12 protein-coding genes are annotated in these 13,323 nt (G+C 66.4%); 5 read left to right on the forward strand and 7 right to left on the reverse strand.

The features are described 5' to 3' along the window. Window positions 1–59: 59 nt before the first annotated feature. A complete protein-coding gene (locus tag N177_RS07350; RefSeq protein WP_040485343.1) occupies window positions 60–2,438 on the forward strand; it encodes a trimethylamine N-oxide demethylase in 2,379 nt (792 codons plus the stop codon). On the opposite strand, the gene N177_RS07355 is transcribed toward N177_RS07350, so the two are convergent. The 6 genes from N177_RS07355 to N177_RS07380 form a co-directional block, all read right to left on the reverse strand. After that, a complete protein-coding gene (locus N177_RS07355; protein ID WP_023431655.1) occupies window positions 2,423–3,037 on the reverse strand; it encodes a hypothetical protein in 615 nt (204 codons plus the stop codon). The genes N177_RS07350 and N177_RS07355 overlap by 16 nt on opposite strands. Further along, a complete protein-coding gene (locus N177_RS07360; protein WP_341872330.1) occupies window positions 3,009–3,713 on the reverse strand; it encodes an ABC transporter ATP-binding protein in 705 nt (234 codons plus the stop codon). The genes N177_RS07355 and N177_RS07360 overlap by 29 nt, the downstream gene beginning before the upstream one ends. Next, complete coding sequence (locus N177_RS07365; protein ID WP_023431657.1) at window positions 3,706–4,476, reverse strand: ABC transporter ATP-binding protein; 771 nt, start codon at window positions 4,474–4,476, stop codon at window positions 3,706–3,708. The genes N177_RS07360 and N177_RS07365 overlap by 8 nt, the downstream gene beginning before the upstream one ends. Next, window positions 4,473–5,477, reverse strand: coding sequence for a branched-chain amino acid ABC transporter permease (locus N177_RS07370; protein ID WP_023431658.1), 1,005 nt, complete (start codon window positions 5,475–5,477; stop codon window positions 4,473–4,475). The genes N177_RS07365 and N177_RS07370 overlap by 4 nt, the downstream gene beginning before the upstream one ends. Then, complete coding sequence (locus N177_RS07375) at window positions 5,470–6,339, reverse strand: branched-chain amino acid ABC transporter permease (protein WP_023431659.1); 870 nt, start codon at window positions 6,337–6,339, stop codon at window positions 5,470–5,472. The genes N177_RS07370 and N177_RS07375 overlap by 8 nt, the downstream gene beginning before the upstream one ends. A 95-nt stretch (window positions 6,340–6,434) precedes the next feature. Continuing rightward, complete coding sequence (locus N177_RS07380; RefSeq protein ID WP_023431660.1) at window positions 6,435–7,739, reverse strand: ABC transporter substrate-binding protein; 1,305 nt, start codon at window positions 7,737–7,739, stop codon at window positions 6,435–6,437. 299 nt (window positions 7,740–8,038) lie between these two features. Here N177_RS07380 and N177_RS07385 point away from each other — a divergent pair, with 299 nt between their 5' ends. Continuing rightward, window positions 8,039–9,403, forward strand: a complete 1,365-nt coding sequence (locus N177_RS07385; protein ID WP_040485367.1) for an NAD(P)-binding domain-containing protein — start codon at window positions 8,039–8,041, stop codon at window positions 9,401–9,403. Between the two features lie 136 nt (window positions 9,404–9,539). Further along, window positions 9,540–10,292, forward strand: a complete 753-nt coding sequence (locus N177_RS07390; protein WP_040485344.1) for a FadR/GntR family transcriptional regulator — start codon at window positions 9,540–9,542, stop codon at window positions 10,290–10,292. Here the strand turns inward: N177_RS07390 and N177_RS07395 are convergent. Next, on the reverse strand, window positions 10,268–11,578 hold the full coding sequence (locus N177_RS07395; protein WP_023431663.1) for an ABC transporter substrate-binding protein: 1,311 nt from the start codon (window positions 11,576–11,578) through the stop codon (window positions 10,268–10,270). The genes N177_RS07390 and N177_RS07395 overlap by 25 nt on opposite strands. Window positions 11,579–11,742: 164 nt before the next feature. Between N177_RS07395 and N177_RS21340 the strand changes: the two genes are divergently transcribed. Both N177_RS21340 and N177_RS21345 read left to right on the forward strand, forming a co-directional pair. Continuing rightward, window positions 11,743–12,153, forward strand: coding sequence for a hypothetical protein (locus N177_RS21340; RefSeq protein ID WP_152527864.1), 411 nt, complete (start codon window positions 11,743–11,745; stop codon window positions 12,151–12,153). A 139-nt stretch (window positions 12,154–12,292) separates the two neighbouring features. Next, on the forward strand, window positions 12,293–13,174 hold the full coding sequence (locus N177_RS21345; protein WP_152527865.1) for a DUF6414 family protein: 882 nt from the start codon (window positions 12,293–12,295) through the stop codon (window positions 13,172–13,174). Window positions 13,175–13,323: the final 149 nt, after the last annotated feature.

Genomic DNA, 13,323 nt, shown 5'->3' on the forward strand with positions numbered 1-13,323 from the left:
GGGCGCCGCACACTCCTCGGAAAGCGGCGGTCGCCGCGCATGCGACAGGGACGAGCGAGATGAATGTGCGCCCCGAATTCGAAAGGCCCTCCGCCCTCGGCGCGATCCTGACGCCGGGCATTCCGATCCTGCCGCCGGGCATGGAGCGCCATCCCGTTCCGGGCGGCGGCTCGCGCACGGTGCGGATCGAGGCCGGCGACGAGATCACCGTCGTCGACCGAGAGGGACTGCAGGTCTGCGAGATCGTGCTCTTCACGGCCGACGGGCGGGCGGAGCCGGCCATGTTCGGCGCGCCGGATGCCGGTGTGCCGACCGGGCTGCAGGCGATCTTCTCCTCGGACGAGGAAACGGCCGCGAGCCTCAGGCGCACGCTCGAGCGCGAGGGGCTGAACTTGGGCACCGCCCGCTGCGCCCGCGTCTTCGGCGACGCCTCGCGCCCGGGCGACAGCGAGAGCTTCGTCGCCTCCGCGGCCGGCCTCCTGATCGTCGCGGCGCCTGGCGGCCCGATGGCCGTCGACGAGCAGGCGACGCCGACGGAGATTGTCCTCTACGTGCGTCGCGCGAACCCCGCGGCCGGCAAGCGCAAGGTGATGCCGACCGCGCCGCTCGCCGATCCGCTCGCCGACCTCAACATCCTGCCGGGCTTCGCGAAGGCCTACGAGGTTAGGGCCGGGCAGTTCATCCAGATCCTCGACGTGCAGGGCCGCGAGTGCTCGGATTTCCAGGCGCTCGACATGAGGGCGCTCGAGAAGGGCCGGATCTCCGACATCGATCCGACGACGACGCGCAGCCTGATGGGCGCCGCCTATCCCGGCCCCGGCACGCACTCGAAGTACTTCTCCCTGGAGCAGAAGCCCCTCGTCGAGGTGGTGCAGGACACGGTCGGCCGGCACGACACGTTCGGCCTCGCCTGCTACGCCCGCTACTACGAGGACATGGGCTATCCCGGCCACGTCAACTGCACGGACAACATCAACAGGGAGATGGAGGCCTACGGCCTCGCGCCGCGCGCCGGCTGGCCGGCGGCGAACTTCTTCTACAACACGGCCATCGACCACGAGAACGCGCTGATCGCCGACGAGCCCTGGTCGCGGCCCGGCGACTACGTGCTCCTCAGGGCGCTGACCGATCTCGTCTGCATCTCCACCGCCTGCCCCTCCGACATCGACGCCGCGAACGGCTGGAACCCGACCGACATCCAGGTCCGCGTCTACGACGAGAAGGAGAGCTTCAAGAGAGCCAAGGGATTCCGCATGACCGCCGACGCCGACCTCAAGATGACGAAGGAGACGGGCTTCCAGGGGAGCTTTGCCCGGCACACGCGCGACTTCGTCGAGTATAACGGCTACTGGCTGCCCCGGCAGATCACCGGGCTCGGCGCGATCGAGGAATACTGGGCCTGCCGCCGCGCCGCGGCCGTCATGGACCTCTCCCCCTTGCGCAAGTACGAGGTGACGGGGCCGGACGCCGAGAAGCTCCTGCAGCTCTGCGTCACGCGCGACATGAAGAAGCTCTCCGTCGGCCAGGTCGTCTACACCGCCGTCACCTACGAGCATGGCGGCATGATCGACGACGGCACCGTCTTCCGGCTCGGCGAGAACAACTTCCGCTGGATCGGCGGCAGCGACCTTTCCGGCATCTGGATGCGCGAACAGGCGGAGAAGCTCGGGCTCGAGGCGTGGGTGCGGTCCTCCACCGACCAGCTCCACAACATCGCCGTCCAGGGGCCGAAGAGCCGCGACATCCTGAAGGAGGTCATCTGGACGCCGCCGACCCAACCCTCGATCGAGGAGCTCGGCTGGTTCCGCTTCACGGTCGCCCGCATCGGCGCCTTCGACGGCATCTCCGTCGTCGTGTCCCGCACCGGCTTCACGGGCGAGCTCGGCTACGAGATCTTCTGCCACCCGCGCGACGCGAAGGCCGTCTTCGACGCTGTGTGGAAGGCCGGGGAGCCGCACGGCATGAAGCCGCTCGGTCTCGACGCGCTGAACATCCTGCGCATCGAGGCGGGGCTCGTCTTCGCGGGGCTCGAGTTCTGTGACCAGACGAACCCGTTCGAGGCGGGCATCGGCTTCACCGTGCCGCTCAAGTCGAAGGAGGACGACTTCATCGGCCGCGCGGCGATCGAGGAGCGCAAGGCCCACCCCGTCCGCGCCCTCGTCGGGCTCGACCTCGAGGGTGGCCTCGTGCCGTCGCACGGTGACTGCGTGCGGGTCGGCCGCGCCCAGGTCGGCGAGATCACCTCGGCCGTGCGCTCGCCCATCCTCGGCAAGGCCATCGCGCTCGCCAGGCTCGACGTCACCCATGCCGCGATCGGCACGGAGCTCGAGGTCGGTCAGCTCGACGGCCAGCAGAAGCGCATCCCCGCGAAGGTCGTCCGGTTCCCGCATTTCGATCCTACGAAGGAGCGCGTGAAGGGCAATTACGCATCGGCGTGAGGCCCTTCCGGCACGCAGATGAGGAGCGCCGCGGCGAGGAGCTTGCGGGTGTCGTCGAACACCGAGGGCTTCTCGCCCCGCCAGCGCGTGATGAGCCGGTGGGGGCACGGCTCCCCCGCCCAGGCGCAGCGCGACGCCTCCTGCGCCTCCTCGACGAAGCGGGAGAGACGGGCGAGCGCGTTCGCCCTGTAGGTGTCGCGGTGTCGCGCCTCCATCCGCAGGTGGAACATGGAGCTGCGGGCGCGGGGGCGTATCTCCGCGCCCTCGAGCCATATCGGCACCTTCTCCCATAGGGCCATGGCGCGCTCGTAGCGGCGCGCGGCGCGCGCCTCCCGGCCGGCGAGCCGGTCTGCCAGCGCGGCGTTGGCGAGGCTCGTGGCGAAGCGCGGGTCGTCGCGCGCGAGGCGCCAGAAGGCGATGCGCCAGGCGCGCCGCCACGCCCGGACGGCGGCGTCCTGCCGCCCCTCCCGCCAGGCCGCGCCCGCCTCTTCCTGAAGCCGCTCCCAGGCGAGGTCGCAGCCGCGCCAGCCGGCGGCCCGCGCCGCGCGCAGCTCGGGATCGCTTCCCGCGTCAGATGCCGAGATAGGCGCGGCGGACATGTTCGTTCTCGTGCAACTCGCTGGCCCGGCCCTCGAGGGCGAGGTTTCCGGTTTCCAGCACATAGGCGTAATCGGCGAGCGACAAGGCGAGCTCGGCGTTCTGCTCGACCAGGATGACCGGCACGCCGCCGGCCGCGATCTCCTTGATGATGCGGGCGATCTCTTCGACGATGACCGGCGCGAGCCCCATCGAGGGCTCGTCGAGCAGGAGGAGCCGCGGCTTCGCCATCAGCGCCCGGCCGATCGCCAGCATCTGCTGCTCGCCGCCCGACATGGTGCTGGCGAGCTGCCTGCGCCGCTCCTTCAGGCGGGGAAACCGTGCGAAGACCTTCTCCAGGTCCGTCTCGATCTCCTGGCGGTCGCGCCGCAGGAAGGCCCCGGTGCGCAGGTTCTCCTCGACCGTCATCTGCGGGAAGACGCGGCGGCCCTCCGGCACGTGCGCGATGCCCGCCGCCACGATCTTCTCGGGCGGCAGGCCGTCGATGCGCCGCCCGCCGAAGTGGATCTCGCCCGCGAAGAGGCGCACGAGGCCGGAGATCGCGCGGAGCGTGCTCGTCTTGCCGGCGCCGTTCGCGCCGATGATCGTGACGATGCCGCCCTCCGGCACCTGCATCGAGACCTGCCGCATCGCCACGACCTTGTTGTAGGCGACGGAGGCGCCCTTCACCTCAAGCAGCATGCGGCGTGCCTCCGAGATAGGCCTCGATCACCTTCGGGTTCCGCCGGATCTCGGCCGGCGTCCCCTCCGCCAGAAGGCGGCCGAAGCTCATCACCGTGATGCTGTCGCACAGGCCCATGATCGCCTGCATGTCGTGCTCGACGATGAGGATCGTGACGCCCGACGCCTTGAGCTTGCGCATCAGCTCCATCATGCGGCGGGTCTCCTCGCCGTTCATGCCGGTGAAGGGCTCGTCGAGGAGCACGGCCCGTGGCCGCGCCGCGGTCGCGATCGCCATGCCGAGCGCCCGCTGGTGGCCGTGCGGCAGCTCGCCGGCAAGCTCGTCGGCGAGGTGGTGGAGGCCGAAGAAGGAGAGCGCCTCCTCCGCCCGCTCCCGGGCGGCCCGCCGGCTCGCCCCGTCGCGGCCGAGGATCGCCGCCACGAGGCGCGGGGGAAAGAGCATGTGCGTCCCCACGAGCACGTTGTCGATGACGCTGAGCTCGTTGAAGAGCGTCGAGTGCTGGAACGTGCGCACCAGGCCGCGCCGTGCGACCTCGTGCATCGGCAGGCCGGAGATGGGCTCGCCCGCGAAGGTGATCCGGCCGCCGGTCGGGCGGTAGAAGCCGGAGATCATGTTGAAGGTGGTCGTCTTGCCGGCGCCGTTCGGGCCGATCAGGCCGTGGATCGTGCCTTCCGAGACGTCGAAGCTCAGATGGTCGACGGCCGTCAGGCCGCCGAAGCGCATCGTCAGCTCGTCGACCGAGATGAGGGGGGCGCTCATGCCTGCTTCTCCCGCTCGACCGGCGCCGGGCGGGGAGCGGCGACGCGCCAGCGCGCCATCGCCCCCTGCACGAGGCTCTCGAGGCCCTTGGGAAGGAACAGCACCGACAGGATGAGGATGAAGCCGTAGATCAGCGGCCGGGCCTGCTCGAAGCCCATGCCCCGCAGCACGATCTCGTTGAGGATCGTCAGCACGACGACGCCGAGGATCGGGCCGTAGAAGGTCGAGGTGCCGCCGACGATCGCCCAGGTGAGGATGAAGACCATCTGCTCGACCCCGAAACTGCCCGGGTTGATGGTGCCGATATAGTGGGCGAGCAGCGCGCCGGAGAGGCCGGCGAAGCCCGAGGCGAGGACGAAGGCGAGCATGCGGTAGCCGCGCACGTTGATCCCGGAGGCCTGCGCCAGCTTGTCCTGCCAGTGCACGGCGTGGAAGGCGAGGCCCATCGGCGAGCGCTCGACCCGCCACATCAGCCAGAGGCAGATCCCGACGGCGACGAGCGCGAAGTAGTAATAGTTCGTCGGCAGGAAGAAGTCGAAGTGGTGAAAGCCGAGATCGAGGTTCGGCATCGGCTCGATCCGCTTCAGGCCCTTCGCGCCGCCGAACGGATCCTGGAAGCGCTTCCACAGGAGCCGGATGATCTCGCCGGCCGCGAAGGAGCCGATGAGGAAGTAGAAGCCCTTCATCCGGAAGAGGGGGAAGCTCAGGACCCAGGCGACGGCCGCCGCCGTCAGCGCCCCGACCAGCATCGACAGGGGCACGAAAAGGCCCGTCCATTTCGTGACGAGGGCCGAGGCATAGGCGCCGACCCCCATGATCACCGCGTGGCCGAGCGACCACTCGCCGGTCAGCGTCAGGAGCCTATAGGACGACACGAGCAGGACGTTGATCGTCAGGAAGACGAGGATCTCCTGCTGCGAGAAGCTCAGCGCCTGCGGGAGAAGGACGAGGGCGACCGCCAGCGCAAGCCAGCCCAGGGTCCATGCGCTTGCCCTAGGCACGTTCGGCGGTCCCGAACAGGCCGTGCGGCTTCACGATGAGCACGAGCAGCATGAGCGACAGGCCGACGATGTCGGCGATGACGCCGTCGTAGAAGGTCGTCACGATCGTGTGGACGAAGGCGTAGGCGACCGCCGCGACGACCGCGCCCTCGAGCGAGCCGATGCCGCCGACGATGATGACGATGAAGGCGGTGACGATCACCGAGTGGCCCATCAGCGGGTTCACCGAGACGAGCGGCGCCGTCAGCGCGCCGGCGACGCCCGCGAGCCCCGCGCCGATGAACATCGCGATCCTCGCGGTCTGGTTGATCGAGATGCCCTGGAGGGCCGCCGCCTCCGGATCCTGGGCGCTCGCCCGCAGCGCCCAGCCGAAGCGCGTTCGCTTCAGGAACAGCCAGAGCGCCGTCAGCAGGACGACCGCCGCGACCACCACGTAAAGCCGCGATAGGGGGAAGCGCACCCGGTCGGAGAAGGCGATCACCTCCTGCGTGACCGGGGGTATGTGCTCCATGCGCACGCCGAACCCCATCACGACGAGCGCCTGCAGGATCAGGAGGAAGCCGATGGAGGCGACGAGGCCGCCGAGCGGATTGTCGCGCAACGGCCGGAACAGCGCGCGCTCCATGAGAAGGCCGACGCAGCCCACGAAGGCGAGACCGACCATCACCGCCATCATGAAGTTCAGTTGCAGGTCCGCATACAGCGCCACCACCGCGTAGGCGCCGAGCATGAAGAGCTCGCCATGGGCGAAGTTGATGACGCCCATGACGCCGAAGATCAGGACGAGCCCGACCGCGACGAGGGCGATGTAGCTTGCGGCGTATGTCGCATTCAGCGCTGTCTGCGCGAGAAGTTCCAGCATCGGGAGAGGAGCCCTCTTCATTCGCCCTGGTGGCCCGGCCCGCCATTCGTCGACGGCGGCCGGGCGGCTCGTTTGGCGGTCGCGGGAGAGGAGGCTCAGCCGCGCTGGTAGTACATCTGCCCGAGGGCCTCCATGCTCTTGATCAGCAGGTCGCGGTGCTGGTTGTACCAGGCGGGGATGTTGCCGAAGCCCTTGATGACGGCCTTGCCGTCCTCGATGACGACGACCGGCCACTCGCCCACGAGGGCGTTGTCGATGCCGAAGAGGTCCTCGCCCCACCATTCGGCCTCGCCGAAGGCGTGCTTGCCGACGCCGCCCTCCTTCATCGCGGCGAGCACGTCCTCCGGCTCGACGGAGCCGGCCTTCTTCGCCGCGTCGAGCCAGAGATCCATGACGGATGCGTACTCCCAGCTCACCGCACCCCACTCGCCGGGGAAGCGGCGCGAATACTCTTCGTAGAACTCGTTCGGCCGGCGGAAATTGATGTTCTCGCCGTTGAGGGCGGGGTCGTCGAAGTCGGGGAACTGGAAGACGAAGCCCTCCATGAACTCCTTGGAGGTCTTCTCGATGATCTTGTCGTAGAAATCGGCCGTGCAGGAGATGATCTGGCCCTTGTAGCCCTGCTGGAAGAGCTGCTCGCAGATCGGGTGCACGTAGTCGGCGTAGCAGGTGTCGAGGCAGACGATCTGGGGGTTCTTCGCGATGAGCTTCGTGACGACGGGCGCGAAATCGGTCGTCGCGGGGTCGAAGAGCTGCGGCGCCTCGAGCACCTCGATCCCGGCCGCCTCGAACGCCGCGAGATAGGTTGCGACCGACGGGAGGCCGAGCGCGTCGTCCTGGGCGCAGATGACGGCCGTCTTGAGGTCGGGCTTGTTCTGCGCGAGCCACTCGACGCCGGTCACGTTGTAGATCGGGTGGACCTCTGCCGGCGCGATGAGGGTCGTCGTCTCGGGCGACAGGTCGGAAGGCAGGAGGGTCGATACGAGCATGCCCGTCCGCTCCGCCACGGGCTGGACGGCGGGCCACGGGTCGCCGCCGAGCATCATGATGAACTTGACCTCGTCCTCGAGGATCAGTTGCGTCGCCCCGGTGCGCGCCTTCGTGGGGTCGTACTCGTCGTCATAGGACACGAACTCGATCGTGTAGCGCTCGCCGCCGATCTCGACGCCCTCGGAATTGACCCATTCCGCCCAGATCGAGCAGCCGTCGAGGCCGGGCTTTCCCCATGCCGCGACCGGTCCGGTGAGCGGCGCGAGGAAGCCGATCTTCACGACCTTCCCGCCCTGTGCGGAGGCCTTCGTCGAGAAGTGCGAGCCCACCGCCGCGCCTGCCGCCAGCGTGGCCGAAGACTGCAGAAAGCGGCGGCGGTCGATTCTGCCGTTGAGCAAGTTCCTGAACACGACGACTCCTCCATCTAGAGCGCTCTGGCGGCCGGAATTGGCGTCCCCTGTTATGTCTTCTGGACCAATTCCAGCCGGTGAAGAACCAATCCGCGAGCCCGGTCCGCGGGTGGTGCCGACGAGGGACGATAGCAAGCCCCTGCGGCATGTTCGACACAAAATCGCCAAGAGAACGAAATTTTCTTCTTGGGAAGAGGGCGGGCTGTTGCTACGCTTTCTTCTGGTGCGAGGTGGAGAGAATTGGTCTAAAGCGGCCCTCTCCCGTCGGAGCAGCGACCAACTGCATGGGGAATTTCATGATGAAGAAGCGAGTGGCCGTCATCGGGGCCGGACCGTCGGGCCTGGCGCAGCTGAGGGCCTTCCAGTCGGCCGCGGCGAAGGGTGCGGACATTCCCGAAGTCGTCTGCTTCGAGAGGCAGGACGACTGGGGCGGCCTGTGGAACTACACCTGGCGCACCGGCCTCGACGAGTACGGCGAGCCGGTGCACGGCTCGATGTACCGCTATCTCTGGTCGAACGGACCGAAGGAGTGCCTGGAGTTCGCCGACTACACGTTCGAGGAGCATTTCGGGAAGGCGATCGCCTCCTACCCGCCGCGCGCGGTGCTGTGGGACTACATCAAGGGCCGCGTCGAGAAGGCCGGCGTGCGCGACTGGATCCGCTTCCGCACGCCGGTGCGCGACGTCAGCTACTCCGAGGAGACGGGCCGCTTCACGGTGCGGTCGCACGACCTCGTGAAGGACCACATGCAGGACGAGGAGTTCGATTACGTCGTCGTCGCCTCGGGCCATTTCTCGACGCCGAACGTGCCGTCCTTCCCCGGCTTCTCGCATTTCAACGGCCGCATCCTGCACGCCCACGACTTCCGCGACGCGCTGGAGTTCAAGGACAAGGACATCCTGATCGTCGGCCGCTCCTACTCGGCCGAGGACATCGGCTCGCAGTGCTGGAAATACGGCGCGCGCTCGGTCACGACGACCTATCGCTCGCGGCCGATGGGCTTCCACTGGCCCGAGAACTTCGAGGAGCGCCCGCTCCTCCAGAAGGTGCAGAACAAGACCGCCTTCTTCGCCGACGGCTCGACGAAGGAGATCGACGCGATCATCCTGTGCACGGGCTACAAGCACCACTTCCCGTTCCTGCCGGACGACCTCAGGCTCGTCACGGCGAACCGTCTCTGGCCGCTCGGCCTCTACAAGGGCGTGGTGTGGGAGAGGAACCCGAAGCTCTTCTATCTCGGCATGCAGGACCAGTTCTACACGTTCAACATGTTCGACGCGCAGGCGTGGTTCGCCCGCGACGTGATGCTCGGCCGGATCGAGCTGCCCTCGCGCGAGGAGATGGAGGCCGACAGCGCCGCCTGGCGGGCCCGCGAGGAGAGCCTCGAGACCGACGAGGACGCGATCTGGTTCCAGGGCGACAACGTGAAGGAGCTGATCGGGCTGACGGACTACCCGGAGTTCGACGTGGAAGGGGTGAACCGCACCTTCATGGAGTGGGAGCACCACAAGCACGAGGACATCATGGGCTTCCGCAACAATTCCTACGCCTCGCTGATGACCGGCACGATGTCGCCGGCCCATCACACGCCGTGGGTCGAGGCGATGGACGATTCGCTCGAGGCCTATCTGCAGACCGAGCCGGCGCGGTCGGCGGTCGCCTGACCCCGGGACGACAATCCCGTTCCGTCGCGGCGGCCGCGCTCCTCGGGGCGCGGCCGCTTGCGATTCCGGGTCATCCGACTAGATAGAGCGGGCACTTCATGGAGGCGGGCCGCCGGGCCCGCGAGGTAGTCAGGCGATGAACTTGCAGGTTGCTCCGCCCTGGACGTCCGAGGGGGACGCGGGCGCGCCGATGACGGCGGCCGCGCGGCGGCTCGCCGACCTCCTCTTCGCGGAGATCATCGCCGGCAGCTACGTGCCGGGCACGAAGCTGCCGGCCGAGCGCGCGCTCGCCGCCGAGCACGACGTCTCCCGCGCCACCGTGCGCCAGGCGCTGCAGCTTCTCGAGCGCCACGGCGTGATCGCGCGGCGCGCGGGATCGGGTTCCGTCGTGCGCTACAAGCCCGCGCCGCAGGCCGTCGCCGCCGCCGGGCCGGAGCTCGCCGACCTGCCCGAACTGTCGCAGATCACGAGCCCGCTCGAGCTCGCCGTCGTGCGCTCGATCGTGGAGCCCGAGATCGCGCGGCTCGCCGTCCTCAACATGACCGGCCGCGACATCGAGGCGATGAAGGCGATCGAGGCGCGGCTGCAGACCGTGTCGGTGGACGGGGAGGCGTTCTCGCGGCTCGACGACGAGCTCTATCTGCATCTCGCGAAGGGCTCGCGCAATCCGCTGCTGCTCGCCTTCTGCCGGCTCATCCAGCACGTGAACCGGACGGCCGAATGGTCGATCAGGCGCCGCGCGAAGCTCTCACCGGGCCGCATCCGCGACTACCAGCTGCACGCCCGCTCGATCTGCCAGGCGATCGAGAACCGCGACGTGGAGGCTGCGGTCGAGCACGTGAAGCTCTCGCTCGGCGACTTCCATCAGGAGCTCGTCGGCGGGTTCTGAGGCACTGGCGCCGCCTGGCCGGCCATCAGCCGGTCGTAGCGCTGGTCCCACATCTGGCCGTAGATGCGCATGTGCCGCACCAGCGCCTCGCCGTGCCGGTCCCACCAGTCGAGGATCGAGCCGAACTCGACGATGCGCGCCTTGCCGCACTCTATCCGCACGACCGGCCAGTTGCCGACGAGCGCGTGGTCGATGCCGAAGAGCTCGTCGCCCCACCAGCGCGCCTCGCCGAACACGTTGCGACCGATGCCGCCGGTCTTCAGCGCGCCGAGCACGGTCGCCGTCTCCACCGTCTGCGCCCGCTCGACGGCCTTTCGCCACATGTCGAGGATCGAGAAATACTCCCACGGCACCGCGCTCCACTCGCCGGGATAGCGCAGGTTGAACTCGTCGAAGAAGGCCCGCGGCCGCGCGAAGCCGACGCCCGGATCCTGCAGGGCCGGGTCGTCGAAATCCGGGAAGTGGAAGAGGAAGCCCTCCATGAAGTCGGCGCCCGTGCGGGCGACGAGGGCGGGGTAGTCGTCGCAGGTGCACGACAGGAGCTGGCCCCTGAAGCCGCGACGGTGGGCAGCCTCCGTCAGCGCGTGGACGAAGGGCTCGTAGGCCGTGTCCCAGCAGAGAATGTCGGGCTCGTTCTCCAGGAGCACGTCGATCATGGAGTCGACGTCCTGCAGGCTGCCGGGGAACAGGATCTCCTTCACGACGTCGATGCCCGCGACCTCGAAGGCCGCGCGGTAGGTCGCGACCGAGGGCAGGCCCAGCGCATCCTTCTGCGCGCAGATCGCCGCGCGCTTCATCTCCGGCCGGTTGCGGGCGATCCAGTCGACGCCGGTGACGAGATAGATCGGGTGCACCTCGCACGGCGCGATGAGATAGGGGATGTCGGGCGAGAGGTCGGACGGCAGGAGCGTGGCGGCGAGCGTCTTCGTCTCCGTGAGGAACCGCGCGATCGCCGGCACCGTGTCGCCGCCGAGCATCAGGACGAAGCGCACGCCCTCCTCCTGCACGAGATGCTTTATGCCGCGCAACGCGCGCGAGGGGTCGTAGCGGTCGTCGAAGGCCTTGATCTCGACCTCGTGGCTGCGGCCGCCGATGCGGACGCCGCCGGCCTTGTTGCACCATTCCGCCCAGATCAGGCAGGCATGCAAGCCCGGCAGGCCCCACGAGGCCGCGTCGCCCGTGAAGGGCGCGAGCACGCCGACCTTCAGCGTCTCGCGGCTACGGAGCCCGAGCCGCGGCATCGTCGCGGACAGCGCGAGATCGGCGCCGAAGCGGTATTTCACCATGGTGGGCGCGGGTCCTGGTCGGGGCGGCGGGGGGAGACGGCTTGGGGGATAGGTTGTGGCGGAGGGGTGGGGGTGTGGCAAGGCCACTCATTGGGTTAAATGCTGTTGTGCCTCCAGTTCTTGCGTGCACATCATCCTCAGACCATGATTGAACACGTAGACAGATGGATGGCGATGTGAAAGAGCGCTTAGCCCGCTGGCTCGTGACCACCTGCCTGTTCGGGTTGCTGCCGGTGATAGCACGGGCGTTTGTCTGGACGCTCTTCAACTCCGGTGTTGAGCCGATTGCAATATCTGATCTTGTCGCGTTTGGGCTTGTCATTCACAGCGCTAATATAGCCGAGCTTAGTCGCTCTGGGATGTCGGATGCACACCGGACGCTTCTAATAGGGATCTCTGTCCTATTCATCGTTCTGTATGCGTTGCTGCTTTTCACGACGATCGCGTCAAATGCGGACATAAATCATGCAGCACTGCTTCGGACCACAATTCTGTTGAGCGCGGGATCTTTCATCCTTGGATTTTTTGTCGTTGCGTGCGCGGTTCCGAAAAAGCAATCTGAGTTCGCAGCATGACGGATTCTATAGTAATGTTTTTGGCCGAATGGTTGCCGATCATCTCATCCATTGTTGCGATATTAGGTACACTTGCAGGAGTGTGGATTTCTGTAGTTACTCGACGTCGATATTATGAAGAATACATGAGGCGAAAGCGTTGAGCATCCGTAGCTTTCTTTATCTTGACTCGCCAAAGTTGCGATCTCTCTCTTCTCAAATTTTTGAGGGCGTTCCCGACTATGTGTTGCACGGTGAGAAGGAAAGTTCCGAGACTTTTGAGCAGCAAAAGGGGCCCCTCGCAAGCGGTCGCTTGCTTGGCGACATATTTGCAAAAGAGAAGTCCTCGTCAGAAATGCGGTTTCTTGAGGATCATGCCTACTCGATATTTGAGGCTAGAGTCGCAGATTTAGAATTGATCGAGGATTCTCGGCTGCCAGGCTTCTCGGCGACATCGCAAAAGGCGTTCTTTAAGGTTACGGGTAACCTGCAAATTAATGACGTTGGTGCGACCACGCGGCTTCTTGAGAAGTTCAACGAGATAGGGGAAGCTCTCGTGCGAAGTCAGATTTCCGCGGGGACGGTCGCCGGCGGAAAAAATAAAAATAACACGGAGATAAAGAAGATAGCAGCCGAGATGGGTCTACACATGGACGATAAATGGCTTAATGCTATACGCACGCTCATCTCATTCGGCCTAAATGACGTTGTTGAGGCAAGTGTGGTCATCGGAAAAAATCTTTTTACTAGTCCTCTGAAGCGAGAGTTCCTTAGAGAGACTGCTGAAATGATTCTTTACAAGTTCTCGCGCGTCACGCAGCAGGAATTTTCGTTGGTTGGAACGGTGACGCAGCGCGGCGGCATTGCCGAACCCGACCATCAGCTCCCCGACGTAAAGGATACGGACAGCGTGAAGATGGCAATGCGGACGCTGTCGCTGCACATGAGGGCCGTTGAGCAGACCTACTTGGGACCCCTCTCGTCCGAACTCGTTCTCGATCCTATTGCAATTTATACTACGGTTGGAGCTGATGCGCTATGACCGACGGGACTTCAATCCTCTTTGCCGTCTGTCAGAATCACTAAGGATGCTTGAAGGCCATGGACAAAACCGGGCGAGAGGGTGCCCGCCCGGCCCTAGATCTCGGCTTTCGCCGGGATGAGCGGAAGGCGGGGCTAGCCGATTGGCGA

Source organism: Lutibaculum baratangense AMV1 (genome assembly GCF_000496075.1).
In the GTDB taxonomy this organism is placed as follows: domain Bacteria; phylum Pseudomonadota; class Alphaproteobacteria; order Rhizobiales; family Tepidamorphaceae; genus Lutibaculum; species Lutibaculum baratangense.

Bases quoted from the DNA above. Each gene is read 5' to 3' on its own strand.
- N177_RS21340 (WP_152527864.1), top strand. From the start codon at position 11,743: ATGGATGGCGATGTGAAAGAGCGCTTAGCCCGCTGGCTCGTGACCACC.
- N177_RS07385 (WP_040485367.1), top strand. From the start codon at position 8,039: ATGAAGAAGCGAGTGGCCGTCATCGGGGCCGGACCGTCGGGCCTGGCG.
- N177_RS07350 (WP_040485343.1), top strand. From the start codon at position 60: ATGAATGTGCGCCCCGAATTCGAAAGGCCCTCCGCCCTCGGCGCGATC.
- N177_RS07375 (WP_023431659.1), bottom strand. From the start codon at position 6,339: ATGCTGGAACTTCTCGCGCAGACAGCGCTGAATGCGACATACGCCGCA.
- N177_RS07395 (WP_023431663.1), bottom strand. From the start codon at position 11,578: ATGGTGAAATACCGCTTCGGCGCCGATCTCGCGCTGTCCGCGACGATG.
- N177_RS07355 (WP_023431655.1), bottom strand. From the start codon at position 3,037: ATGTCCGCCGCGCCTATCTCGGCATCTGACGCGGGAAGCGATCCCGAG.
- N177_RS07390 (WP_040485344.1), top strand. From the start codon at position 9,540: ATGAACTTGCAGGTTGCTCCGCCCTGGACGTCCGAGGGGGACGCGGGC.
- N177_RS07365 (WP_023431657.1), bottom strand. From the start codon at position 4,476: ATGAGCGCCCCCCTCATCTCGGTCGACGAGCTGACGATGCGCTTCGGC.